The sequence below is a fragment of the Metasolibacillus fluoroglycofenilyticus genome (assembly GCF_003049645.1).
GTDB lineage: Bacteria > Bacillota > Bacilli > Bacillales_A > Planococcaceae > Metasolibacillus > Metasolibacillus fluoroglycofenilyticus.
Window position 1 is genome coordinate 2,145,486 of sequence record NZ_PYWK01000001.1, and the last position, 23,029, is coordinate 2,168,514.

Here is a 23,029-nt window from a genome sequence, read left to right on the forward strand (position 1 = left end):
TGCTTCACACGCTTTTTGGGTGTTCCCGTTTTAATGTTGTAATTGCATGGAATGATGGAAAATGCAAACTTGGTTTTTTCCATTATTTTTAGCACTATACAACGCTGTATCTGCATGTAAAAATAAAGATTGGAATTCGGGCCGTTCGACCTTATTCCATGTAATGAGACCAGCAGAAATCGTAACTCTCGGCTCCGTAACATTGGGAATGCTCTTCACAACCGTTTCCGCTACTACTAATGCCTCTTTATCAGAGATATTCGGAATGTAGATGGACATTTCCTCTCCACCCCAACGGGCACAAATACCCCGCTCCCTTACGATAAGCTGCAATTGTGTCCCAATTTGCTTTAAAATATTATCCCCTACTTGGTGACCAAATGTGTCATTAATATGTTTAAAATTATCAATATCAATTAATAAAAACATACCTGAGCTATCCTCCTGTAAGGATTTCTCAACAAAATGATCCAAATAGCTCCTTGCGTATAAGCTTGTTAAATGGTCCTTATCGACCATTTCCTGTAGCTGATGACGCAACTTTGAGTTTGCAATCGCTAATGATGAATGATGAATAAGTGACTGCATTAGCTTAAAGCTATCGAACGAAAAAAAGTATGGCTCGCTATGCATGACGATGCTAAAGCCATTAATTCGCTCTTCCACAATCATTGGAATAGCCATAATCGATTTAAACTCTATATGCTGATTTTCTATAATGCGTCTAAAATCCGCTATAAATAGAGGGTCTTGTGAGTGTGAAAAATGTTTTTCAACATGCTGTACATATATATCCCCATGTGCTGTTTTAAATAAATTTGTGCACGCGGATGTAATATTAAACTGCTCCTCCTCTTTAAAGACAAAGCATAGCTCCATCGGTTTAAACGATTTTATTAGCTGCTTTTGTAAAAATAACAGCATCTCATCAATATCCAGTCGCATATTAAGGCGATGTGACGTTTCATTAATTAGCTGTAAATCACTTATTAAACGTGAAGACTGGTGATATAATTTAGCATTTTCCAACGCATTACCAGAGGCTTGTGCCAGCACTTGAATAAACTCTCTTTGTGACGCTGTAATGACATATTCACTATGCACAGTCACTTGTAAAATCCCATAAATCGCCTGCTGCCCTTTAATCGGTGCATTCAATAAATAACAGTCTAATTCGGGGATATGCTCAGACGTCATCTCCCCCGATAAGAAAGCTTCAATTGTAGTTGCTCTTTCAGATAAATAGTCAAACTGTTTTATATTAACTTTCGTTTTTTGATCTTGATTATTCGACAATATTAATTCTGCTTTTAAATTCGGGAAATTGTCTTGAATGATAGCTAGTACATTTTGCAATATTGCATCAACATCCATCGTAGAATGGAACAAATTAGCAATATCATACAATTTGCGGTATTGAAGCTCATTTAGTCGGATATTGATACTTTCAAATTTCATCTGTACAACTTCCGAAAGTAAAGGAACAAACTCTTCTACGAATTCTAAATTATCGAAAAATGGACATTGTATTGAGCCTTGGAAAACGAATATACCAATCGGATTTTGGTCTTTTACTTTTACCAACAGCAAATGTGTCATGTTTTCTAAACCTGTCTCCTTTTTTAACATTGGAGGAATTGGTACTAGCGGCTGTTGCTTGAAAAAAGACTCGAGGGATATTGAAGATATATCATACAAGTTTGCATCTACATCAACATTGTACATAGGTTTAAACAAATCATTTGCCCATTTGAAGAATATGCAATTCGTTATAAAAAAGTGCTTCTCTAATAAGCTATTTATAAAAAAGACAAATTCATTTAAGTCATCAAGCTCATTATTAGAATTAATATAAACGTCCATTAAATCAGATTTAATTTCAATAAGTTTTTGTTGATGGTCAAAAATCATGAAATCACCTTTTCTCCTTTATAGTTAAAAGGATTATAATTGCGCATATTTTTAATTATACATTACCTTAAGCCTATTTGACTACGAAAATATTCACATTTTTTCCAAAAAAACTATTCTAAACATCTATACGTTTAACTCCAAACTCAATGTAACATAAAAAAATAAATAAAAATACTCATTATTCGTTTTTTATCTTGAAATTTTTCAAATATTTCTTAATAGGCATAATTTTGAACTACCCATATTTTATGCTAGTTAAACATTTATCATGACACTTATTTCAATTTACTTAGTCAAGCACGTAAAATATAAACGAGATATAATTAATTTTATTGACTCCTAGTAGAAAACAAGATAGAATAGTCAGAGTGTAAAATAAATGCAGCAGTTGTGTAGCTTTTTTCTGTATTTTATTCCTTTCTTTTAAGAATGGTGCATTGTGTAACCCTCAGGCTGCAAGGGCGAAGATGCAAAATAATAAAATGCTAATTAAGTCGGGAGACAACTGGTTTTTGTTTTACAACAAAAAAACCAAATTTAAAGGAGGAGACACAATTATGTCTCGTTATACAGGTCCATCTTGGAAACTTTCTCGTCGTCTTGGTATTTCTCTAAGCGGCACAGGTAAAGAAATCGAAAAACGCCCATACGCACCAGGCCAACACGGTCCAAACCAACGCAAAAAATTATCTGAGTATGGTTTACAATTACAAGAAAAACAAAAACTACGTCATATGTATGGTATGACTGAGCGTCAATTCAAAAACACTTATGACAAAGCTAGTAAATTACAAGGTTTACACGGTGAAAACTTCATGATTCTTCTTGAAACTCGCCTTGACAACCTAGTTTACCGTTTAGGCTTAGCTCGCACTCGTCGTGCAGCTCGTCAATTAGTAAACCACGGTCACGTTTTAGTTGATGGCAAGCGCGTTGATATTCCATCTTTCAGCGTAAAACCTGGTCAATCAATCTCTTTACGTGAGCGTTCACAAAACTTAGCTGTTGTAAATGAAGCAATCGAAGTAAACAACTTCGTACCAGAATACCTTTCATTTGATGCAGACAGCAAAGTAGGTACATTCGTACGCTTCCCAGAGCGCTCTGAATTATCTGCTGAAATCCAAGAACAATTAATCGTTGAGTTCTACTCTCGCTAATTTTCCAGAATTTCAAACCGCCAACACTTGTATATCAAGTGTTTGGCGGTTTTTTGTTATTTTTTATTGAATTTCAAAATAGAAAACCATAAGCAATCAATTTATTGATGAGTTAGGGATGATTTTAAGTTTGTATATAAATATGAAAACTTCCCCTACTTTATAGTGCCTCGCTCTTTTCTATATGCTAAAAGCAATTCATATAACTTCACGCTCTTTTCGGCTACTAACAGGCATAATCGCAAGTGTATTATCTACTATAAAAGTACGTTTTGCGCATTTATTGAAGCAGTACACCTGCATTGTATCACCTGTTATTTTAATAATTTTTACACGTCTCTTTGAGATTCTACCATCCTTCGCCATATACATAATATCCAAAAGACATTGACGTTGCATTGCTTTTATAAGTTGATTTCGCATCATATCCCACCTCCAAAAAGAACATTCGTTTCATTCCATTTTAGAACATAGGTTCCCATTTGACAATATGCAATATTTGGTGAAAACAAAAAAAGCCCCTCTCATGCTGAGAGGAGCTATTCTTGAAATGTACGATTGATAACAGCTGCTTGATAGCTCAACAATTGAATATCACCGTATTTTTCAATTTCTTTGTCTGTGTGTATAGCTTTATTAATAATATTTTTATCACGAGCTTTTTTAAGTAATGCCCGAATTTCTGCACGACCCGTCGAAGTTAAGAAGTCTATTTGTGTTGCCTCCTTTAATATGGGCTGCTTATTAAGTGCATCTAATGCGCTTTGCACACGCCCCTTGAAGCTTTCCCAACGATTTTCATCCAAAATTCGATGCGGGCAATATTTGCCGCTCCAATCTTGATGCTTTTTAATACGTTCTACACCCCAACCAAACTGTTTTAATAATGTCGCAATATATTGTACAGCATTTTCCTCGGCTGCTTCATAACGAGCCCCACCACTTTTACTATAGCAAATTTCAATGCCAATGGATTTACGATTTCCATCACCTTGTCCATCACCGCAATGCCAAGCATTGCGATTAAATGGCAGGCACTGGATTACCTCTCTATCATCAATTGCCACATGATAACTAATTTGATTGTCATTACGATTGTGGTAAATCACCTCATTATATGCCGATGCATCATTGGCAGTGTTATGCACCGTAATATAATTAGCTGTCATAGGGAATGGTGATTTGAGCGAGTATTTGTTGATAGGTAATAAGCTTTGTTTGAACACATAACTCATTTTCCATTATCCTCCTCTGTTTTTTCTTTAACAATCGCTAATAAATTTTGGACAAACTTGGGCATCCACAGCCCCATTTTCGTACCATTTTCCGTGATAGAAATAAATTCTAACACACAAAATGCAACAGTAGCTCCATCACCTGCATACTCAATTCCAGGTATTACAAGTGCAATCAAATACACAGACGCAACCAACATTAAATAATATATTTTTCGAATAATACCATTAAATCCTACCCGAGAATTTAACGATTGGTTGATAGCGGCTTGCATAAGCCCCGTCACATAATCCAAAGCCATAAGCGCAATGAGCACAGTAACAGCCATACCTAAGCCACCCACTAAATAAGATACAATTGCTCCAGCAGCCCCACTAATGAACGCAATATATTTTTCCATTTGAACACTTCCTTTTTTTAATAACAAAAAGGACACGTCTGTTGACGCGTCCTTTGAGGATTTTTGGTTATTGCTTGTTTTGAGAATTAAAATAAGTTAGTAATTATACGAACCCAACCTATAATAGATGTCCACAAGATAATGCTTAAAATAAAACCGTTAAATAGGCCTATGAAAAACTTATTTTCCATGTTACCACTCCTTAATAATAAGAGTGGACAAATAATTCTCAAACTAATCTACTATCAATTTGTTTGAGGTTTGTAATTGCCAGCTAAAAACCCTACACCGCTATCCTCTAAGTGTTCGTAAACTTGTAATTTTAAGCTTGTAGGCACTGCATCAAACTCTAATTTCATTAATATTACTCGCTGTGCTAATAATAATGCCATCATAAAATCATCTCCTATATAGTTTTGTTTAAAATTTCGCAGTAAAAAAGGAACATCATGAGTTAATCGTCAGAATAATTTCTGTCAATATTTCCTCGTGAAATTCCGTTTGTTCTACTAATGCTGAGTTTTGCACTTTTAATAATTTGTTTTCTTGCTCTAATTCATGTATACGTTCCTCTGTAGGTACATTAATAATTTCGTAAATTTCCTTTTGTACTTTACCTTCGCCCCACCCTATTCTTGTCCAATTCGTCTTTTAAAAATCCAATATTAGTATTTGCTCATTAGCGTTAACCGGCGTTGTTGATTCCCATGTCCAAAAGGACTTACTATCTATTTTGTAAACCCCTTGTATAATTACACCCCCACAAAGAAATTACTGTTAAATCTTAAAGTACTTGTGGCAGATAAACTTTGCATAATTGTAATCTCTCCTCGACTATTTATTTGAATTGGACAGAACGATGCATCATTGGCTCTTATTACTTGAATTGGTATTGTAGAGGTTGGTCTATAGCCAACAGGTAGCGTTGTAATAATTGTGTCTTTTATAATTGCTCCTCCTAAAATCTCACCTCTAACATGCACAATCCCTAAGCTATCTCTAATATATTGTAAACGCATATATTGTTCCATTGGTTGCTGCCATCCATTTTGAGGAGTGGCTTCAATCCAAGTTAAATTACTAGTTATTATAATTTTGTACCAGGGGCTAAATACATTGTTAATCATAGTTCTTTCAAATGTAGTTGGAATTTGGTGATTAACTTTTATTGTTTGCCTCAAAAAATTTATAGAATCGCCTGTTACACGCTCCACTTTCATTGTAAATCCTGAATTCGTCGTAACCGGACAATTTAATAATGTTGTAGTTACATTAGCGGAATTAGAAACATAGTTTCCTAAGGTTTTTATATCATTTAAGTCCATATCAATAACGATTTCTTGTGCATGGGCAAGTGAATAAAACTTATTTAATCCGTGTGCATCAAAATTGTCCAAATGCTCAGCAAATTGCCGCTCTACACCATCTACTTTTTTATCCACATATTTACGACTAGCAATAATAATTGAAGGGTCAATTGAAAGTTCAACAATATCTGAATTATTTGTTTCAAGCACGAAATGAATTAATATTTCTTCTGCCGTGCCTTCACTTAATTGAGGCTTATACTTCTCTGGATACTGCCCAACAGCAATTAATTGGTTTTGGGCATCAAATACACCTATTTCCCGGATAGTAAAACCACCAGCAGTAGTTGGGATAACACCATCAACGATAATTCGATTGCTATTAGCTGGGTCAATTGTCACATTTGCAACTGCTCCACGCCATACCTCATTAACTAGTGCACTTTGATTCTGAGTCGGTATATAATGAGCACCGTTTCCATCTCCTAGCGCAATATACTCTAAACCAACCTTCGTTTGGGTTGCTTGCGCATTTGCAATTTGTGCCAAACCACTATTCGTTATAATTGTGCCATATTGTGCCATAATATCATTCCTTTCATTTCTTTCATTTATTTAGATATTATTTTTATATTTATAATCCCAATAGCGATTTTGCTACTTAAAAATATAAAAAACGTAAGACAACCCCTCAAATAGGGAATCTTACGTTTTATTTAATGGAATAAAGCATTTAATCAGCTTATTATTTTTGTTTATATTACTACACATTTGGGGACTAATCTGTAATAGCATCGTCAGTAGTTGGCGTATCTCCCCACACTGCAAATACTGCATTTACCTGTGCTTGCGGCACTTCTGATTGTAATTCTATACGTCCATTATCGCTGTTCATATATGCTTTTCGGTGAGGTTCTCCGAGTGGGAATGTCTCATAATATCGTTGAGTTTTAATCGACACCCCATTCATTGTCAAATTATCAATTGTATATTCTGTTTTTAACATAAAAACACTCCTTTTAAATTTTATAAACAATAGAAAAATGCAGTCTATACGCGCTTGTGATGGCAGAGGGGCTAAGATTCGGGGCTGTACCATCTCCTTTTAAAATCACAAGAGGTATAATGTTAGAATTCGTTCCGACGCCTCCTGATAAAATACCTCCTCCTGTATTAATGCCAGTCACAGCTGCAACAGACATCCCGCCACCTGATTCACGCCCTACAAAGGGTAACCCACTTACACGCAATGCTCCATTAGCAGTGTTAGATAATTCGCTAGTTAGAGATATTATAGCTGACAAAAATACAAGTTTACCTAATTTAATGTATCTTCCGACTGTATAGTCAGCATTTATAGTACCCCCTGCTGTCCCATTAATAACAGGTGTCCAAATTCCTTCCTCGTAATCTTCTGCTGCGGCTTTTCCCATGCCGTGTACTCCATCTGCAACATCTTTGTCCAAATGCTCAATAAACCGTTGCTCTATATTTTCTACTTTTTCATCCACATATTTACGACTAGCAATAATAATGGAAGGGTCAATTGACAGCTCAACAATATCAGCGTTATTCGTCTCAATCACAAAATGAATTAATATTTCTTCCGCTGTACCTTCATTTAATTGTGGCTTATACTTCTCTGGATACTGCCCAACAGCAATTAATTGGTTTTGGTCATCGAATACACCTATTTCCCGGATAGTAAAACCACCAGCAGTGGTTGGGATAACACCATCAACGATAATTCGATTGCTATTAGCTGGGTCAATTGTCACGTTTGCAACTGGTTCACGCCATACCTCATTAACTAATGCACTTTGATTCTGGGTCGGTATATAATGAGCACCGTTTCCATCTCCTAGCGCAATATACTCTAAACTAACCTTCGTTTGGGTGGCTTGCGCATTTGCAATTTGTGCCAAACCACTATTCGTTATAACCGTGCCATATTGTGCCATAATATCATTCCTTTCATTTATTTAGATATTATTTTTATATTTATAATCCCAATAGCGATTTTGTTACTTAAAAATATAAAAAAACGTAAGACAACCCCTCAAATAGGGAATCTTACGTTTTATTTAATGGAATAAAACATTTAATCAGCTTATTATTTTTGTTTATATTACTACACTATTACTCAGCTAAAAAGCCAACACCTGAATCCTCCAAAATCTCCCTTACGCCTGGTTGTAAAGTAGAAGGTACTTCGTTAAATGCCGTCTTGCCTAAAATTACGCGTTGTGCGAAAAACATTGCCATCATGGTCTCGCCTCCTTTCAGATATAATAAAATCCATTGAAAAAAGCGCATCATTCGTAGACCTTCATTGCAATTTCTGCAATCAAGTCCTCCATGAATTCCAAGCGCTCAGCATTCGCTTGATTTTGTAATTTTAGTAGTTTATTTTCTTGTTCTAACGTCATTGGCAGTGCCCATCCAACTTCGCGCCAACCATATTCATCCGTAAAAAACATTTCGCGTTCTTCCACTGTTGCACCATTCGGCAATGAATTTTGCCCTTCTTGATAGTCCCACTCGCCAACATTAATAATTTCATTATCTAAAACAACTACAGTTTTTACTTCTTGTATCATTTTGCCGTCCACCCCGTATTCCCCGTAAAGTTTTCTTTGACATACAGAGTGGTACCGGTACCTCCGCTTCGATTAAGGTAGATAGTACCCTGTGTTGCTGTCACCACTCCTTCCGGTGAGCCAGTACCTACTTTCACAGGCACATTTCCATCGTGCCATACCCTGTGTGTATCTTTAACTAAAATCTCACCTTGATACGTTATTTTTAATAATAAGTCTAAAACATCAGGACTGTTTCCTTTTACCATCCCGATGTGCAGATTCCCGTTCGGGGTACCCATACCAGTTGTTGCAAACTTAAATCCATAGGCGTTAGCACTATTAGATAAAAAATCGAGAGAATTAGTAAAGATAAGACCATCTTTATTCGCAACGGAACCAGCGGACATGATGATATTATTTTCATTTAGCGTTCTAAATCCCGCGTTAAAGACCATTCTTCCTGTTGCGGTGTCTCCACTCTTTTTTAATTGAGCATCGTTTGTGACGTTTGCCAACCCGACTTGGGCTTTCGTAGTATTGTGTGGGTTATCATCCTTATCCAAATGCGTAGTAAAGTCCTCTTCCAACTGCACCAAACCCGCACTGACAGATGCGACTTTTTCATCCACATATTCACGACTAGCAATAATAATTGTTGGGTCAATTGATAGCTCAACAGCGTCAGCGTTATTTGTTTCAATCACGAATTGAATTAATGTTTCTTCTGCTACGCCCTCGCTTAACTGTGGTTTGTATTTTTCTGGGTATTGCCCTACTGCGATTAGTTGATTTTGGTCGTCAAATACAGCAATTTCGCGGATTGTGAAGCCGCCTGCTGTAGTGGGAATAAGGCCCTCAATGATAATGCGATTGTCGTTTGCTGGGTCGATTGTTACATTCGACACTGGTCCGCGCCATACTTCGTTGACAAGTGCGCTTTGATTTGCAGTTGGAATGTAGTAGGAACCATTTCCGTCTCCGAGTGCGATATGCTCTAATCCGACCTTTTGTTGTGTTACTTGGGCATTGGCGATTTGCGCTAAGCCGATATTTGTTATAATTGTGCCGTATTGTGTCACAATATCACTCCTTCCATTACATAGGTGTTATTGTTATTTTTGCAGCGGTTTTAACACCAACAAGATGATTGCTGGATGTGCGCTGTTCAATGTCGTCAATGTTCATTGGATGCAAAGTAATTTCCGAGCCACTCATCAGAAAGCTCGGAACATATAATTTGGTCGTTAATCGCCTTGCAATTCTTAAGGCGATATTCATTGGTATAATGCGATCAAGTGTGTAGTCAATTTCCTTATCAACCGATGCATTTGAGGCATCAAATATAAATAATGCCTCGCAGTCCTCTACACTTAACTGTTCTTCCCAATTACCTTCCCCTACCAATTCATTGATAATTTCACGCACTTTACGTTGGGTAATTGGCAAGCGAGTAGATTGTCGTACAATTAACCGCCTGCGGCGAAAATCTAACGATTCAGTTGCTTGGTCAGCTCGAATATTATAGCTCCGCTCTCTTGCACGAATCGTTTTTTCACTAGCAGTCATAATAAACTGCTCATCCTCCACCTTTTTTCGGGCGTTCTCTAGTGCATCCCATTCAGTAGCAACAGTACTTGATAGCTCTTCCATTTCCTTAATGCCAGCATAAATCGGCGGCAAGTTTTGCATGATTCGATTACTCATACAATGTCACCGTCCCTAATATCGGAATTTGATTGGCTGTTAATAGCAAATTACTATTAACGCTATTAATGGTTGATTCTAATACATCGTTTATGCCTGTAACCTCGAGTGCTCTCGATTCGATTTGTAATTGGCGTATAATTAAAAATTCACTGTTTTCCCACGCTTTACGCTGTTCCAATAAATAGGCTTCGACAATCTCCTCAATTTCAAGCTGTACTTGTCCAATTGTTACACCGCTTAATACAAGCTTCATCGTAATATTAACTGGCACAGTTTCTACGGCATCAACTGTTACACGATGTCCATATGGAGCTATTCCAAGCCCCTCTCCATTATTAGGTATTGGGTCTACGATTGTTTGCACTTCATTAATCACTGCCTGAGAAGGGGGACTGTAATTCGAATCGATAATTGTAATACCAACTGTACCCCCACCAGCTGGGGTGCGATTAGGTTTTACGCCACCGACACCTTGTATAGTCATAATTTTTTGCTTGTAATCATCGCGGTTCCCACCGTACGGTATTTGATTGCGCGTCACAAAAAAGCGTACACGAAAATCTTCTGTCGGCTCTTCTTCCTCCCCCGGTATAAGTAGTTCTGTTAATTCGGCACGCTGCAATCCATCAATATATTCAATTGGAATAAGCTGTCCAAATTGTGTATTTCCTACGTCCCCAACTTCCTCGCACTGCATCTCATAAATGCCTATACTGATTCTGCGTATAGCAATATAATTTACTTCACCAATTGAAAAACGAGAGCCAATTGGTATATCTTGATTAAACTCACCCTTCAAAATAGCATGTGTTGCAGGATATGGGTATACACCATACTCAGCAGCACGACGAACTAGATTAGGGCGCGAAGCTGTTTCTGGAAATGTTTCTAAAATAACACCATCAAGTGCAATATACATTTCTTGTAGCTCCTTGGCTGTCATGGCTCCTGCATCGTAAATAATTGCCCCTTCTCGTTTATCTACATCGTGACTAACGCGTTCAAGCATCCGCGTTATAATTGCTTCGAAAGTTTCATGTTCAAACATTAGGCTACCGTCACCTCTCTTTCTGCTTCGATTGGGCCGAACACAGTATTCACTGTCATTTTTACATGCACTTTGTTTTTGTAATGGCTAAATGAAAAAGCATCAACGCTATCGATACGATCGTCATGCGTTAATGCTTCTGTAATTAGCCTTTTTAGCTCAGAATAAATATAGGGGATAGGCTGACCAAATAGGCGAGCCATTTCAGTACCATAATTCCAGCTATAAATTAAATATTCATAACGCTCTGTCTGGAGCGCTTTTATAATAAATTGCTTAACAGCCTCACGCTCATCGATATAGCCAACGATGCGCTTTTTTTCAAAATCGATTTTATACGTTCTGGAGGTCTGTGCTTCTTCTTCAAAGATAATTTCTAAACCATCATTTTCTTCAAATGCTGTTGGTAGCATTTAAACCACCTCCTTATCGAGGATAATGTATTGCTGGCCACCTTGAGCGCGAATCATCGTAACTTTATCACCAACGACCAAGCCATTATGAATAAGGAACTTTTTACGACCTTTATATTCGTGGTTATGCGAAGCAAATTCTGCATCGCCACTGCCTCCTGAACGGTTTTCAGTTAAATGGTCAACGGTCATTTCAATTTCATGGTCCATTACAGCACGCGTCAGTTTTAAATTTTCTTGCTCTAAAGATAATTTTTGATCAACCTGTACTTTTAACGGCGAGGTGCTTATAACTGTACCATAAACGATTGTTGCAAGTTTTTGGGCATTGACTGCATCCAATACTAGTTGCCGTAAAGCCCTCACAATATCAGACATGTCACGCAACGAAATCACCTCCAATTAAGCTTAAATCCATACGATGGTCACTCTCTGAAAACGTATGTTTCACTTTTTCCACCATCATATAGTGAGCCACTGTTAAATCACCTAAATACATTTGTACCCCTAGTGTAGATCCGCCTCTTACCCTTGTGTCGCCAAACACTTTATTAATATGAAGCTTACGTGATTTGCGATTGTAAAGCGCTAATAAAGCATCGGCCTTAACTTGCCCATTCTCGCCTTCGTCAAGACTTTCAGTAAGCTGTAAAACGCCCCATTGATTCATATTTTCACCATGTTGAGCGATATAGTTATCGCGCTTACCTGTCTCCTTATCCTCTCGATATACCCTCACTTTATTGTAAGTATTATCTGCAATAGAAGTCGTATATTCAAATGCTTCACCGCTTTCTTCATCAATCAGGATGTCTAGCTTTAGCGTTTTCACATCGCGTAAATTTAATTTCCCGTAATCATCGTACAATACATATAAAGCACCTGTATTTTTGGTTGTAATACTAAGTGCATTGTCAATAACAGTAAATAGCTCGGTTGTGTCCTCTACGCGTGTAGCAATGACATGCTTTGTATCGGCAACAATACCTAATTTCAGCCGAAAATCCTTCGCCAGCATTTGCAGCACCTGCGCCGCCGTTTTGCCTTTGTAAGTAACGACATCTTTGTTTTTTAGATACCAAAGTTGATCAAAGGCTGTGACTGAAATGATACGATTATTCGAGCGCTTTTTTGTAAAAACGAAACCGGAGAATATTTCCTTTCCGTCATATATAAATTGCACTAAGTCACCTTCGTGAAAACCAAGAATTTCATCTTTCAACACATTAAAATTAAGTTGCCCTGGTGCACCTTTACGGTGTGTTTCCCAGGTAATACCTTCCTGAACAGCACATTCGAAAGTCCGTCCCCTTGATGTAATTAACAATTGACTTTTAGCCAAGCTTTATCACCTGCCCTACTTTAATTACATTTGGATTGCTGATGTTATTAAGCTTGGCGAGTTCTGTGTACTTCGAGCCATCACCTAAATATTTTTTAGCGATTGCCCACAATGTGTCACCTTGCTTTACTGTGTATATTTTTGATGTTCTCTTACTTATTGTGGGACGTTGCTTTTTACTAATTACTATTGCCTTTTTCTTAGACGATTTATTTGTTACATCCACTCTATTTGTACCATATGGTCGCCATTGTTTTAGGTTAATCTTGACATTCACATCAAAGCCGTTTTCAGCGTCTTCCTCGATTGTATACTCTTCCAATGAAAATAACATATCGTTGTCAGTATCAAATAATAAAGAACCATCTGGTCTCATGCGATTAACGATGAAAGGAAATGGCTCTTGTGATATTTTTAATTTTTCTAACTTATTAAGGTAAAATGCAGCAGGCTGAAAACCATTCGGATAAACTGCAAACGGATATTGGACATTTGGAAGTAATATCTCAAAGTCAACCTCTGTTAAACCAGGCTTTTTGAGGATATTTACCTCACCTTCATTCATCAATACAATGGTTTGGTTGTTATTATTAATTTTCATGGACATAGACGCTGGAGCAATAGGAAGTTGTACATCATCTATAAAAAAATTATACAAGGCTCACACCTCCTGTTTCTGCTAATCCAACAGCAACTTCCTCTACCTTTTCACCGAAGCGATCAATGACGCCATCAATGTCTAGCTCGCTATTAATATGATTTTCGCTACGTGCATCGACAATTACTTCTGCCGTTGTATAGCGGTTAATTGCCTCACGCTCCGCCAAGTCACGCATATATTTCAGTTCATCATTCATTAGCGTTATGCCATTCGCCATAGCACCTGTATTATCTGCGATTTGTTTACTGTTTTCATTTCCTTTGTCCATCTTATCATCGATAGCTAGGGCATTGTTATCACCAATGGCTAGAGCATTGTTGATAGCTTCCTCAACTGAGTTATTTTCTTCTTTTTCTTTTTCTTTTTCCTTCGACTTGAAAAAGTCTTCTCCCCATTTATAGGAGGAATTCCATGTATCACCATAATTAAAACGTTCTGCTTTTAAACCTAATTTTTCAAGTGTTTGATTCATATCTAATTCATTAAATAATTTTTCATATTCCCCATTGCCGTATTCTTCAGCTGCCCAATTTGTTAAATTAACTAAATCTTTTCTCCATCCAGCCACAGTTGTAGCAAAGTTCGTTCCGAATACGAAGTCTAATGCAGAAGCAATTTTTTCAATTACACCTAGTGCATTGTCTCCAAGATCACCGAATAAGTGGATAATTGCACCTACTGGGTCATTAAATACATTGGCGAAAAAGTTGGCGAAGGCCATCCAATGATTATAAAGACCTTCGATAACTCCAAATGCAATTTCTGCAATAGCAAATAGCACATTCATTATAAACGCTCCTGCCACTGCGAATGCTCCTGCAATTAGACCTGTTGCACTGTAAGATTCACCTGTAAAGTAATTCACTGCAGCAACAGCTAGATAAAAGATTAAAATTAAAGCTACAATAGCCCCAATTAACCATGCAATAGGATTTGCTGCTATAGCAAGACTGAGTGCCAACATGGCTCCCGTAAATCCATATGTCGCAAAAGTAGAAGCTACAGTAGTTGCTATATACCATAAGTTGCGTATTGCTGCTGTAGCCGTCATAAAGGCATTAATAAACAATTCTCTATTAGTCCATATCAATATAGCTAAATATGCACCTAGTGCAATAGCTCCTGCAACAATAATTGGCTCTAGACGATACCAATTATCATAAATAAAACTTCCACCAGCGATTAATAACTCAATTAGCATCATTGCCCATCCAGCAACGAGCTGTATTGCCTCACCAATGCGATCCACCATTTGCTTTATCCGCTCACTATTAGCAACCTCATTGATTTTTAGAAGTACTGGTGCAAACGCTTGTAAAGCACCCGTTTGGATATTCTGCCATATACCTCCCCATGTAGTAGGTATGCTAGCAAATGCTGCATTTGTATCTTCCGCTGCATAGAACATCGCGTTTTTAATGACATCGGCTGTAATAACACCTTCTGTTGCTAATTGTTTAAGATTAGAGGCATCTATATTCATAACATCTTCAAGATATTTTTGAATATTTCCAACAGCGGCTGGTGCATCCGTTAATAAATTATCAAACCCTGCTCCATCCAAACCTCCACTAGCCATCGCCTGTGCTATATTAGACATTGCTTCAGGAGGGGTACCTGCAATCGCAAATGCTTTATTCATTTGCTCTGTAAATGCGATAATTTCTGCGGGACTACTAAAAGCACTAGAGGCTTCTGTACCAAGTCGATTGACCATATCGGCAGTTGTTTGATAGGAGCTAAATGTACGTTGTGCCGAATCAAATATCATATCTTGTAATGCCGAGGTTGATGTAAGTGCTGTATTGATAACACCTGCTTCCTGAGCCTGCTTTTGATAATTTTTATTCATCAGCTCCAAACGACCTTGTGTACTCGCTAAATCATCTGATAAACCAATGACGATTTTGGCATTTTCAAAGGTCAATAGCTTCCCGGCTAAACCCGTCATTTTATTCATCAGCGTATTCATTAAAGAAGCACCCTTATTGGCATTTTTATTGAGCTGTTCCTGCGCCTGATCTGCTTCTTGAATCTCTTTTTCCATTTGAGCATATAGCATGTTAACTTGTGTTAATTCTATTGTTAAATTTCTTACATCAAAATTTGGTGATGCACTATTACTTATCCGAGAGACATTGTTATATTCTTCCGGCAAAGCATTTATTACTTGAGGTGTATTATTTATTACTTGAGGTGTATTATTTATTACTTGAGGAAAATAATTACCTGCCTGTAAAGCGTTTTGGAGTGTAGCCATCTTTGCTCCTCCTTTCTTTGCATTCTAAAAGGGCGTATCTAAAAAAGGATACACCTTTTTCAGATACGCCCCTGTTTTTGAGCGAGTTCACCTGTCTTGCGAGCGATTTTTAATATTTAACGAGCGAATCGTTACTTTTAAACTAAGAAATTAAAAAACACTAGCTTTAACGCCTTCTACCCTTTCCTCTACTTGCACGCTTTGATTCGCGTTCTGCCTTTTTATCCGCTTCAATTTTTACTTGTATTGCTGCAATAATACATGCTTTATCCGCTATGGATAGTGCGAAATATTCGGATGGCAGGCGACGAAACTTGTGTACCCACCAGTACATAAGGTTGGCGTCACCATCACCATCCTCGATTAGTTTTTTACTTCTTCAACAAGGTCTTCAACGTTCACTTCATAGCCATTTGCTGCCTGTGCTGCTGCCGCTGCATCTGCCATTTCCCCAATTGTGAGCATTTTGCTTAGCAATTCATCAGCGCCATATACACCATACGAATCCTGTAAATCACGATCATGTAAATTTGGGAAGACAATCGATTCTACCGTTAATAAGCGCTGGTAAGTAAAATGGTCAAAATCAGTGTTATATTGCCCTTTGCGCTTACCTTGTGTAATCAATGTACGCTTTGTACATTGTCCTTTTAATTCTGTATCACGCTCTGGTGAAATTGGCGCAAACTCCCATTCAATTACTTGTCCTGCTTCATCCATAAAGCTTTTTGAAATCGGCTGTTTAATATTATCCTGCTTCTTTTTATTGTGTGCAAAAAACGCTTGTAAGTTACTCATCTATTTTCACCAATCCTTTTATAATAATTAAAATAAATTTTTATAGCATTTCAGGTAATGTCGCAAATTCTACAGGCATATCCCAATCCTCAAACGTAAACTCGATTGAATCCTCTAGATACTCTGCATCTGCATCAAGTGAAGCAACAAGACCGCCATCTAAATTACAGTCAATTAAAATCGTCGTTTGGCTACCTACAGTAGAAGATTTATCCTCATTTGTTACTTGAATATCGAAATAAATATCTTCACCTGTATCCTTGTAGCGCTTTAAAAGCTGACGGAAAATCGATGTATTGAAATGGAATGTAGCTGAGCCCGTTCCTTCCCAGCCTGTTGCCTTGTTCCCTTTACCCGTGCGACCCATAATTGGCACCTGTGTTTTCGTTTTTTCCATATTTGCCTCTAAATTGATTAGCTGTGCAAATAAATAACGATTCCCCTCAATCGTGACATATGCTCGTCCCTGTGCACCGTGAATTGCATTACGAGCATGCATTGTTGCTTCTGCAAAATATTGTAAATCTAATGGCATTAATAATTCATTTTTCTTCATCTACTGTTCCTCCTTATGCTACTGTTGTTGTAATATATAACTGTGACATCGCTACTGTAGGCGTCACAACCTCATTAACAACAACAGCCTTTTTCGAATTGCCTTGCTCTACAGTAAGCGCATCTTTATTGTAGTTTTCAATCGCACGAATACGCTGTAACTCTAAGCGATGTGCACCGATGTCATTCCAAAGCGAAATGCGGCCATCTTGATCATTCGGTACTTTACCAAGATATCGCTCATTAAATAGCTGCGCCGTATCAATAGCGATTTGATCTAGCACACGAATTACTTGATTCATGCTGAAATCCTCATTTTTATCTGTTGTGAAGGATATAAATGTATTGACGTCTTCCAGTACACGTACTTCTTCTCCTACACAATGGAAAACATACTTACCTGCTTTTAGTAACGCTGTAAGCTGTGGTTGTGTTTTTGCTTCAGACATATCAAGCTCAAATTCACCATCATAACGTTTATTTGTATTTGAGCGATTAACTGCAACACCTGCTTGTGCACCTGTAGTCCAATAAACAGCGCCAAATACTTCATCACCATTTGCATCGTTTTGTACGTCAATAATACCCTCATGATCCGTAGTGCCAAGCTTATGCCCTACTAATTGGAATTTTGCCCCTACTTGATCACGTAAACGCTTTGTATATTCCACATAAAGAGATTTAATTGTACTTTCAGATGATAGACAGCCAAGTGTGTTAAAGCCATATGCTTCTAAAGCATCTAATGCCTCTTGGTGCGCACCACCTGTAATCGCCGCGCCATTAGAGCCACCTGTTAATGGCGTACCTGCTGTCGCTTCCAATGTGGCATCCGCTTTAAATGATACAAAATCATTCGCCACTAAATCAGCAGCAGACGCTACAGCTACTTGTTCATCCACAATTACACCATCCAATAATGTTTGAACATCAAATTTCGTTGGCTCATCTACATTTGCCTGAATAACAATTGAAATATCATTTCCACGTGTCCCTTTATACTTTGCTTCAGCAAAATCATTTGATGCCGCTACAGCATCTACAGACAACTTGTAGAAGAATACTGTGATTGCATTTTTGAAAACATCACGAATGCCTTTTAATTTTGGATTTGTGTAGTCATAACCGAAAATTTTACGGCTATCTTTTTGTAAATCCTCTTGCGTTACAGCAAATACCTCACCATCTACGCCCCAATCAAGCGCCATTGGTAAACCGACATAGCCTCGTTCTGATAAATTAACAAAGGCACGTGCCGCGCTCATAAAATTATGGTACGTACCCGGTAATACTTTGTTTTGTGTTAAAAATGTTCCTCCACCTAATGCCATTCTATTTTCCTCCCTTATCAAACTGCTTTAAAATTGTGTCTACCTGCTCATGTGAATACATTGTATTCGCTTCTAATAATGCATGAAGTGCATCCTGTCGATGCTGATATTTTTGACTATTAATTAATTGATTTTTTAAAAACTGTTGCGTAGCCGTAGTATCGATTTTTCTCGATATAGCCTTTTTTCCAGGCATTTTTTTAGCATTTGTCAATGATGATCAATCCTTCCCTTCGTATACAATGACTCCATCAATGTCCTTTCCTCCCTGTCTTGTAAGAGGAAATCGAAATCCATAAAATTGTGGGCAATACCATCTAGCATTTCACTATATGCACCTTTAGCTAATAGCACCGTTTCATCAGATAATGTAATTTCGCTTAATGCTTGTTGGATGCGTAGTGCATGATTCGCTACATCCACTTGTCCATTCAGTGGGAAATACTGCACATCAAATGATAGCTTGACTTTAGCCCGCCCACTCATTTGCGGCGTATGCTCTAGCTTCAATAATTGAATAAAAAAAGCTGGGACTTCCACCGTCTGCGGCATTTCATTGGTATACTGCTTGTAAGCATCTCCGAACCTTTCTTGAAGCCTTCGAGAAATGGCTTCTATAATATGGCTAATGTCCATCAAACCACTCCTTTAGTAGACTGCTTAGATATGTGGCGTTGACATTTTTCACAAAGCTTTACATAAGCATTGTAAATTGTGCCTTACCAAAATTACTTTTTCTTTTTCAATCGTTCTCCCCCCTTAAGCTTTACCAGATTAGTCTTTAACGTCTGTAAGCTGGAAAAAGACGCTTTCACTATATAGGTGTTTGTATGGCAAGATAGAATGACCTCAATCTCGCTTAAATGAACTCCTCACTATATAGGCATTTGTATGGCAAGCCCTTAAAATGAACTTTTCGTTATATAGCCACCTCCATGACAGATTAACTTTTTGCCATTAATATTGTTTTTTATTTTTGTTTCTGCTCGCCTTAAATAACTTTGCACTGAGCTACGTGTAATTTCTAAAATGTCAGCCACTTTTGAAAACGTCATGTACTCGGCTCGAATAAGTATAAATACTTTACGCTCATTTTCTGTTAACCCCACCAATGCTTCTTTAATAATGCTTTGAATATTGTCTAATCGCTCGTCCTCGTTATTTAGCGATTTTTCCTCCTCATCTAATCCAGTGAAATCACAATCAATAGATATAAGAAATTGCTGCATTAAATAATGGTCCATGACATAGCTATCAGTTCTTGTAGCAGCCCGATATTCAGCAGGGTCATAGCCTGTCTCCATCCATTGAATCGCCTCCTTTAAATCACGCTCCATACTTGTGCAGCCATCTATTTCCTGCAAACTTTTTAATGATTGCTTATATTCCTCAATTAAATCTGGAAAATATTTAGCCATTCCCTTTCCCCTTTCTTTTATCAATTACGCTTCGCTTTCGATACAAAAAGAATTTAGCTCCTGCGATTACTCGTCGCAGTAAACATGTGCTCCTGCGATTACTCGTCGCAGTAAACATTGCTGATGGAAGTTAAATAAAAAGGACACTAATTGATTTGGCTAAATAGCCAAAATCAATTAGTGTCCGTCGGTTTTTCCGTAAGGACTATTATTTATCTTGGTGAATGCGAATACGCTCCGCTCGCTCTACATCTAAAACTCGCCCGTTTTTCCAAATGATAGTATCTTGTCCAAACGCTTTCGGCTTTAGCGGTGTAACACATCCATCCTGTACAATATAAATACCATTCTCAAATACATTCATTTGCTGATTTTCTTTGCCCATCAAAAACCCTCCTATTTTTTATTTATATAGCATCCGATATAAAAGTTGCTTTTTTAAATATGCTTCTCAATAAATTTCTATTTTAGCAACTTGTTAACATAAATATAACATTGCTGAAATAGAAATTCAAGCATAAAGTTGCTATTAGAGAAATTTTTTATTTCCAAAACAGAAACATGCTATAATTAAGTATGAAATCTCTGAAAGCGGTGAATGATGATGAGTATCGGAAAACGAATCGTTGCATTAAGAGAAAGCAAAGGATGGACACAAAGAGAGCTAGCAAGCCGAGTGAATCTGAATGTTAGCGTGATGAATAGAATTGAAGCAAACGAGCGACCTGTAAAAGATAGTGAATTGCTACAATTAGCAAATATATTAAATGTTAGTACAGACTATCTTCTTGGCCGTTCTAATTCACCTGCATTGACACAGGAGGAAAAGGACGAGGCTGAATTTCAAGCTTTTGCTAACAATCCAACACTTCAAAAATGGTATAAGGAATTGCCAAAATCAAAGGAAGAAGATTTAGAAAAACTGCGTAAAATGTGGGAGATTTTAAAAGACCATGAAGAGCTTTAAAATGACATTTTAAATGAATAATTAGCAGTTGTCCTTATTGATTGTCAATCATATTCCAAACCTCACTACCAAAATGTGAGGTTTTATAATATAATAAAATAGAACAAATGTTCTTAAATGGCTTTTTAGGAGTTGTTTTAATGTACTATTATACACATCTTGAGGATTATATTACGCGCTTTTATATGCAGTTGGGCATTACCGATTTATCTTTATTGAGCTTTCAAGAAGTCGCAGCTAGATTAGGGGTTAAAGTATTTTATTGGTCAGAACGTAGTCAGGCTTTGTTTATTGAAGGTCGTGCTTATATTTTTCTTGAGGAAAATTTATCACCCGAAGAGGAATGGCAAGATTTCTGTCATGAATTATGCCATGTGCTACTGCATAGTGGCAATCAATTTGACTTGCCCCCACTTTTTCAAAAATATCAGGAGCATAAAGCGAATAATTTTATGTACCATGCATGTGTGCCAACCTTTTTATTAGAGCGAATGGAGCTATATGACTTTACACATAAAGAAATAGCTAAAATCCAACAGAATTTTTGTGTAGAACACGACTTTGCTAAAAATCGACTCATTCAATTTTTAAACAATAAACAAAATCAATTATACCATTATCAAGGTTAATTTTAAAAAGTAAAAGTAGTTATGTCATAAAAATCCACCGAGCTATAAGGCTAAGTGGATTTTTTCATTCGACCGAAAAACAATCATTTATTCACTCATTGAGTGGCACATATCCTACTTTTTCAACTAACCCTTGCCCTTGAGGTGATAAAATCCATTCAATAAGCCTCGCTGTATTGTCATTTGACGTATTTGTTGTTATTGCATAAAATTCCGATGTAATTGGATATGTGTTATTGCGGATATTGTCCTTTGTCGGTGCGATTCCTTCAATTGATAATAATTTGATTTGGTCGTTTTGCACCATTTCTGTTGAATAGTAGCGGAATGTATAACCAAGCGCATTTTTATAATTTTTATATTGTGCGACTTGTTGAATAATGCCCCCCATTCCCGAAACAATATCCTCTCTCGGGGCTTCCATAATCGGTGTATCTTCCATTAAATATTGCAGTGCCGTTTGAGAACCACTATCTTCAGGTCGTTGAAAGGCACGAATTTTCTCGTTAGCGCCTCCTATTTGTGACCAATTCGTAATCTCTCCTGCATAAATACCGCGAACTTGCTCTAATGTTAAGTTATTAATTGGGTTATTTTTATGTACAAAAAAGACAAATGCTTCTTTGCCAATCGGTGTCATATTTAATTGAACATTCTTTTGCTGCGCCATCTTTAGCTGGCGCTCAGACGGCGCAGCAGCAAAAATGACATCCACTTTGCCATTAATTACATTATTATAGGCATCAGGTGTTTTATTAACCATTACTGTTTTTTTGAAGTAATCTGCGTTTTCTGGATATGTAGCTTGTACAAATGCTGTATACAATGGATATAGCGCCGTTGCACCATCTATTTTTGGCATTTTGCCATCCAAAGTTAACGTTGACACCTCGCCTAATTTTGTAATTTGATTATTTTCGGTGAAGGGATGGTACGCCCATATATCTACCTCACTATCCACTGTAGCTAGCTGGCTTTCATAATATGTTTGCCCAGCTAAAACAGTTGGTACAATCATAATCCCTAACATAATAAACGCCGTTATTTGCTTGCGCCTTTTCGTTTTGAAGAATTGCAAAATTCTTAATATGAGTAAAATATAAACTAGGAGAACAGCAGCAACTAAAAGCCATACATAGCTTTGATGCAGGAAGAACATCGTTAAAAATAATAATGGCGCGCCCAAAAATAATATACCTATTGTTAGCAATACGATACTCCCTATTTTCTCCATCATTTTCCTCCCCCTTTTTAACATAAACGATAAAAAAGAAAAAGTGTTCCAATAATTTTTATGTATT

Annotated in this window: 30 protein-coding genes; 3 read left to right on the top strand and 27 right to left on the bottom strand. The window is 37.2% G+C overall.

The window, feature by feature from the left end:
• Nucleotides 1–30 precede the first annotated feature (30 nt).
• Nucleotides 31–1,911, bottom strand: coding sequence for a sensor domain-containing diguanylate cyclase (locus tag C9J36_RS09995; protein WP_235616034.1), 1,881 nt, complete (start codon nt 1,909–1,911; stop codon nt 31–33).
• A 560-nt stretch (nt 1,912–2,471) separates the two neighbouring features.
• Between C9J36_RS09995 and rpsD the strand changes: the two genes are divergently transcribed.
• Nucleotides 2,472–3,074, top strand: a complete 603-nt coding sequence (gene rpsD / locus C9J36_RS10000; RefSeq protein ID WP_066162017.1) for a 30S ribosomal protein S4 — start codon at nt 2,472–2,474, stop codon at nt 3,072–3,074.
• A 198-nt stretch (nt 3,075–3,272) separates the two neighbouring features.
• Here the strand turns inward: rpsD and C9J36_RS10005 are convergent, their stop codons facing one another.
• The 25 genes from C9J36_RS10005 to C9J36_RS10110 form a co-directional block, all read right to left on the bottom strand.
• A complete protein-coding gene (locus C9J36_RS10005; protein ID WP_430010630.1) occupies nt 3,273–3,500 on the bottom strand; it encodes a transcriptional regulator in 228 nt (75 codons plus the stop codon).
• Between the two features lie 113 nt (nt 3,501–3,613).
• On the bottom strand, nt 3,614–4,309 hold the full coding sequence (locus tag C9J36_RS17660) for an N-acetylmuramoyl-L-alanine amidase (RefSeq protein ID WP_107942978.1): 696 nt from the start codon (nt 4,307–4,309) through the stop codon (nt 3,614–3,616).
• Nucleotides 4,306–4,710, bottom strand: a complete 405-nt coding sequence (locus C9J36_RS10015; RefSeq protein WP_107942979.1) for a phage holin family protein — start codon at nt 4,708–4,710, stop codon at nt 4,306–4,308. Before C9J36_RS10015 ends, C9J36_RS17660 begins: the two co-directional genes overlap by 4 nt.
• Nucleotides 4,711–4,955: 245 nt before the next feature.
• Nucleotides 4,956–5,105 carry a CD1375 family protein gene (locus tag C9J36_RS17400; protein ID WP_201261907.1) on the bottom strand — a complete coding sequence of 50 codons (150 nt, stop codon included), beginning with the start codon at nt 5,103–5,105 and terminating at the stop codon, nt 4,956–4,958.
• A gap of 357 nt (nt 5,106–5,462) precedes the next feature.
• The gene (locus C9J36_RS10020) at nt 5,463–6,602 is read right to left on the bottom strand and encodes a phage tail-collar fiber domain-containing protein (protein ID WP_107942980.1); all 1,140 of its coding nucleotides are present in this window, start codon (nt 6,600–6,602) and stop codon (nt 5,463–5,465) included.
• Between the two features lie 193 nt (nt 6,603–6,795).
• Nucleotides 6,796–7,023 carry a hypothetical protein gene (locus C9J36_RS10025; protein ID WP_107942981.1) on the bottom strand — a complete coding sequence of 76 codons (228 nt, stop codon included), beginning with the start codon at nt 7,021–7,023 and terminating at the stop codon, nt 6,796–6,798.
• Nucleotides 7,024–7,036: 13 nt separating this feature from the next.
• A complete protein-coding gene (locus tag C9J36_RS10030) occupies nt 7,037–7,978 on the bottom strand; it encodes a phage tail protein (protein WP_107942982.1) in 942 nt (313 codons plus the stop codon).
• 178 nt (nt 7,979–8,156) lie between these two features.
• Nucleotides 8,157–8,285: a CD1375 family protein gene (locus C9J36_RS17605; protein ID WP_268807861.1), complete on the bottom strand. Its 129-nt coding sequence runs from the start codon at nt 8,283–8,285 to the stop codon at nt 8,157–8,159.
• Nucleotides 8,286–8,332: 47 nt separating this feature from the next.
• Nucleotides 8,333–8,617, bottom strand: coding sequence for a hypothetical protein (locus C9J36_RS10035; protein WP_066161988.1), 285 nt, complete (start codon nt 8,615–8,617; stop codon nt 8,333–8,335).
• Nucleotides 8,614–9,678, bottom strand: a complete 1,065-nt coding sequence (locus C9J36_RS17515; protein WP_107942983.1) for a phage tail protein — start codon at nt 9,676–9,678, stop codon at nt 8,614–8,616. The genes C9J36_RS10035 and C9J36_RS17515 overlap by 4 nt, the downstream gene beginning before the upstream one ends.
• A gap of 16 nt (nt 9,679–9,694) precedes the next feature.
• Nucleotides 9,695–10,303, bottom strand: coding sequence for a putative phage tail protein (locus C9J36_RS10045; RefSeq protein WP_107942984.1), 609 nt, complete (start codon nt 10,301–10,303; stop codon nt 9,695–9,697).
• The gene (locus C9J36_RS10050; RefSeq protein WP_107942985.1) at nt 10,296–11,354 is read right to left on the bottom strand and encodes a baseplate J/gp47 family protein; all 1,059 of its coding nucleotides are present in this window, start codon (nt 11,352–11,354) and stop codon (nt 10,296–10,298) included. Before C9J36_RS10050 ends, C9J36_RS10045 begins: the two co-directional genes overlap by 8 nt.
• Complete coding sequence (locus tag C9J36_RS10055) at nt 11,354–11,767, bottom strand: DUF2634 domain-containing protein (RefSeq protein WP_066161974.1); 414 nt, start codon at nt 11,765–11,767, stop codon at nt 11,354–11,356. The genes C9J36_RS10050 and C9J36_RS10055 overlap by 1 nt, the downstream gene beginning before the upstream one ends.
• Entirely contained in the window at nt 11,768–12,145 is a 378-nt protein-coding gene (locus tag C9J36_RS10060) for a DUF2577 domain-containing protein (protein WP_107943107.1), read from the bottom strand.
• A gap of 1 nt (nt 12,146) precedes the next feature.
• The gene (locus C9J36_RS10065) at nt 12,147–13,109 is read right to left on the bottom strand and encodes an XkdQ/YqbQ family protein (protein WP_201261908.1); all 963 of its coding nucleotides are present in this window, start codon (nt 13,107–13,109) and stop codon (nt 12,147–12,149) included.
• Nucleotides 13,102–13,767, bottom strand: coding sequence for a LysM peptidoglycan-binding domain-containing protein (locus C9J36_RS10070; RefSeq protein WP_107942986.1), 666 nt, complete (start codon nt 13,765–13,767; stop codon nt 13,102–13,104). Before C9J36_RS10070 ends, C9J36_RS10065 begins: the two co-directional genes overlap by 8 nt.
• Nucleotides 13,760–16,030: a tape measure protein gene (locus C9J36_RS10075; RefSeq protein ID WP_107942987.1), complete on the bottom strand. Its 2,271-nt coding sequence runs from the start codon at nt 16,028–16,030 to the stop codon at nt 13,760–13,762. The genes C9J36_RS10070 and C9J36_RS10075 overlap by 8 nt, the downstream gene beginning before the upstream one ends.
• Nucleotides 16,031–16,196: 166 nt before the next feature.
• The gene (locus tag C9J36_RS17305; protein ID WP_161485047.1) at nt 16,197–16,364 is read right to left on the bottom strand and encodes a hypothetical protein; all 168 of its coding nucleotides are present in this window, start codon (nt 16,362–16,364) and stop codon (nt 16,197–16,199) included.
• A 29-nt stretch (nt 16,365–16,393) separates the two neighbouring features.
• The gene (locus C9J36_RS10080) at nt 16,394–16,828 is read right to left on the bottom strand and encodes a phage tail assembly chaperone (protein ID WP_107942988.1); all 435 of its coding nucleotides are present in this window, start codon (nt 16,826–16,828) and stop codon (nt 16,394–16,396) included.
• Nucleotides 16,829–16,868: 40 nt separating this feature from the next.
• Nucleotides 16,869–17,384 (bottom strand): phage tail tube protein, encoded by a 516-nt coding sequence (locus tag C9J36_RS10085; protein ID WP_082798891.1) that lies wholly within the window; start codon nt 17,382–17,384, stop codon nt 16,869–16,871.
• A 13-nt stretch (nt 17,385–17,397) separates the two neighbouring features.
• Nucleotides 17,398–18,714 carry a phage tail sheath family protein gene (locus C9J36_RS10090; RefSeq protein WP_107942989.1) on the bottom strand — a complete coding sequence of 439 codons (1,317 nt, stop codon included), beginning with the start codon at nt 18,712–18,714 and terminating at the stop codon, nt 17,398–17,400.
• A 1-nt stretch (nt 18,715) separates the two neighbouring features.
• Nucleotides 18,716–18,928, bottom strand: a complete 213-nt coding sequence (locus tag C9J36_RS10095; RefSeq protein ID WP_235616035.1) for a hypothetical protein — start codon at nt 18,926–18,928, stop codon at nt 18,716–18,718.
• Nucleotides 18,925–19,350 carry a phage tail terminator family protein gene (locus C9J36_RS10100; protein ID WP_066161959.1) on the bottom strand — a complete coding sequence of 142 codons (426 nt, stop codon included), beginning with the start codon at nt 19,348–19,350 and terminating at the stop codon, nt 18,925–18,927. The genes C9J36_RS10095 and C9J36_RS10100 overlap by 4 nt, the downstream gene beginning before the upstream one ends.
• Nucleotides 19,351–19,616: 266 nt before the next feature.
• Nucleotides 19,617–20,132: a sigma factor-like helix-turn-helix DNA-binding protein gene (locus C9J36_RS10105; RefSeq protein WP_066161956.1), complete on the bottom strand. Its 516-nt coding sequence runs from the start codon at nt 20,130–20,132 to the stop codon at nt 19,617–19,619.
• Nucleotides 20,133–20,340: 208 nt separating this feature from the next.
• Complete coding sequence (locus C9J36_RS10110; protein ID WP_107942990.1) at nt 20,341–20,517, bottom strand: DUF3954 domain-containing protein; 177 nt, start codon at nt 20,515–20,517, stop codon at nt 20,341–20,343.
• A 219-nt stretch (nt 20,518–20,736) separates the two neighbouring features.
• On the opposite strand from C9J36_RS10110, the gene C9J36_RS10115 reads away from it, so the two are divergent.
• Nucleotides 20,737–21,099 carry a helix-turn-helix domain-containing protein gene (locus tag C9J36_RS10115; RefSeq protein WP_153061601.1) on the top strand — a complete coding sequence of 121 codons (363 nt, stop codon included), beginning with the start codon at nt 20,737–20,739 and terminating at the stop codon, nt 21,097–21,099.
• A gap of 140 nt (nt 21,100–21,239) precedes the next feature.
• Nucleotides 21,240–21,728 carry an ImmA/IrrE family metallo-endopeptidase gene (locus C9J36_RS10120; protein WP_107942992.1) on the top strand — a complete coding sequence of 163 codons (489 nt, stop codon included), beginning with the start codon at nt 21,240–21,242 and terminating at the stop codon, nt 21,726–21,728.
• A gap of 91 nt (nt 21,729–21,819) precedes the next feature.
• Here the strand turns inward: C9J36_RS10120 and C9J36_RS10125 are convergent, their stop codons facing one another.
• Complete coding sequence (locus tag C9J36_RS10125) at nt 21,820–22,965, bottom strand: PstS family phosphate ABC transporter substrate-binding protein (RefSeq protein WP_235616036.1); 1,146 nt, start codon at nt 22,963–22,965, stop codon at nt 21,820–21,822.
• Nucleotides 22,966–23,029 lie beyond the last annotated feature (64 nt).

Bases quoted from the DNA above. Each gene is read 5' to 3' on its own strand.
- C9J36_RS10025 (WP_107942981.1), bottom strand. From the start codon at position 7,023: ATGTTAAAAACAGAATATACAATTGATAATTTGACAATGAATGGGGTG.
- C9J36_RS10115 (WP_153061601.1), top strand. From the start codon at position 20,737: ATGAGTATCGGAAAACGAATCGTTGCATTAAGAGAAAGCAAAGGATGG.
- C9J36_RS10050 (WP_107942985.1), bottom strand. From the start codon at position 11,354: ATGTTTGAACATGAAACTTTCGAAGCAATTATAACGCGGATGCTTGAA.
- C9J36_RS10110 (WP_107942990.1), bottom strand. From the start codon at position 20,517: ATGGGCAAAGAAAATCAGCAAATGAATGTATTTGAGAATGGTATTTAT.
- C9J36_RS10030 (WP_107942982.1), bottom strand. From the start codon at position 7,978: ATGGCACAATATGGCACGGTTATAACGAATAGTGGTTTGGCACAAATT.
- rpsD (WP_066162017.1), top strand. From the start codon at position 2,472: ATGTCTCGTTATACAGGTCCATCTTGGAAACTTTCTCGTCGTCTTGGT.
- C9J36_RS10020 (WP_107942980.1), bottom strand. From the start codon at position 6,602: ATGGCACAATATGGCACAATTATAACGAATAGTGGTTTGGCACAAATT.
- C9J36_RS10120 (WP_107942992.1), top strand. From the start codon at position 21,240: ATGTACTATTATACACATCTTGAGGATTATATTACGCGCTTTTATATG.
- C9J36_RS10035 (WP_066161988.1), bottom strand. From the start codon at position 8,617: ATGATACAAGAAGTAAAAACTGTAGTTGTTTTAGATAATGAAATTATT.
- C9J36_RS10055 (WP_066161974.1), bottom strand. From the start codon at position 11,767: ATGCTACCAACAGCATTTGAAGAAAATGATGGTTTAGAAATTATCTTT.
- C9J36_RS10085 (WP_082798891.1), bottom strand. From the start codon at position 17,384: ATGAAGAAAAATGAATTATTAATGCCATTAGATTTACAATATTTTGCA.
- C9J36_RS17400 (WP_201261907.1), bottom strand. From the start codon at position 5,105: ATGATGGCATTATTATTAGCACAGCGAGTAATATTAATGAAATTAGAG.
- C9J36_RS10125 (WP_235616036.1), bottom strand. From the start codon at position 22,965: ATGATGGAGAAAATAGGGAGTATCGTATTGCTAACAATAGGTATATTA.
- C9J36_RS10045 (WP_107942984.1), bottom strand. From the start codon at position 10,303: ATGAGTAATCGAATCATGCAAAACTTGCCGCCGATTTATGCTGGCATT.
- C9J36_RS17305 (WP_161485047.1), bottom strand. From the start codon at position 16,364: ATGTACTGGTGGGTACACAAGTTTCGTCGCCTGCCATCCGAATATTTC.
- C9J36_RS10005 (WP_430010630.1), bottom strand. From the start codon at position 3,500: ATGATGCGAAATCAACTTATAAAAGCAATGCAACGTCAATGTCTTTTG.
- C9J36_RS17605 (WP_268807861.1), bottom strand. From the start codon at position 8,285: ATGATGGCAATGTTTTTCGCACAACGCGTAATTTTAGGCAAGACGGCA.
- C9J36_RS09995 (WP_235616034.1), bottom strand. From the start codon at position 1,911: ATGATTTTTGACCATCAACAAAAACTTATTGAAATTAAATCTGATTTA.
- C9J36_RS10080 (WP_107942988.1), bottom strand. From the start codon at position 16,828: ATGAGTAACTTACAAGCGTTTTTTGCACACAATAAAAAGAAGCAGGAT.
- C9J36_RS17660 (WP_107942978.1), bottom strand. From the start codon at position 4,309: ATGAGTTATGTGTTCAAACAAAGCTTATTACCTATCAACAAATACTCG.
- C9J36_RS10075 (WP_107942987.1), bottom strand. From the start codon at position 16,030: ATGGCTACACTCCAAAACGCTTTACAGGCAGGTAATTATTTTCCTCAA.
- C9J36_RS10100 (WP_066161959.1), bottom strand. From the start codon at position 19,350: ATGGACATTAGCCATATTATAGAAGCCATTTCTCGAAGGCTTCAAGAA.
- C9J36_RS10105 (WP_066161956.1), bottom strand. From the start codon at position 20,132: ATGGCTAAATATTTTCCAGATTTAATTGAGGAATATAAGCAATCATTA.
- C9J36_RS10060 (WP_107943107.1), bottom strand. From the start codon at position 12,145: ATGTCTGATATTGTGAGGGCTTTACGGCAACTAGTATTGGATGCAGTC.
- C9J36_RS10090 (WP_107942989.1), bottom strand. From the start codon at position 18,714: ATGGCATTAGGTGGAGGAACATTTTTAACACAAAACAAAGTATTACCG.
- C9J36_RS10015 (WP_107942979.1), bottom strand. From the start codon at position 4,710: ATGGAAAAATATATTGCGTTCATTAGTGGGGCTGCTGGAGCAATTGTA.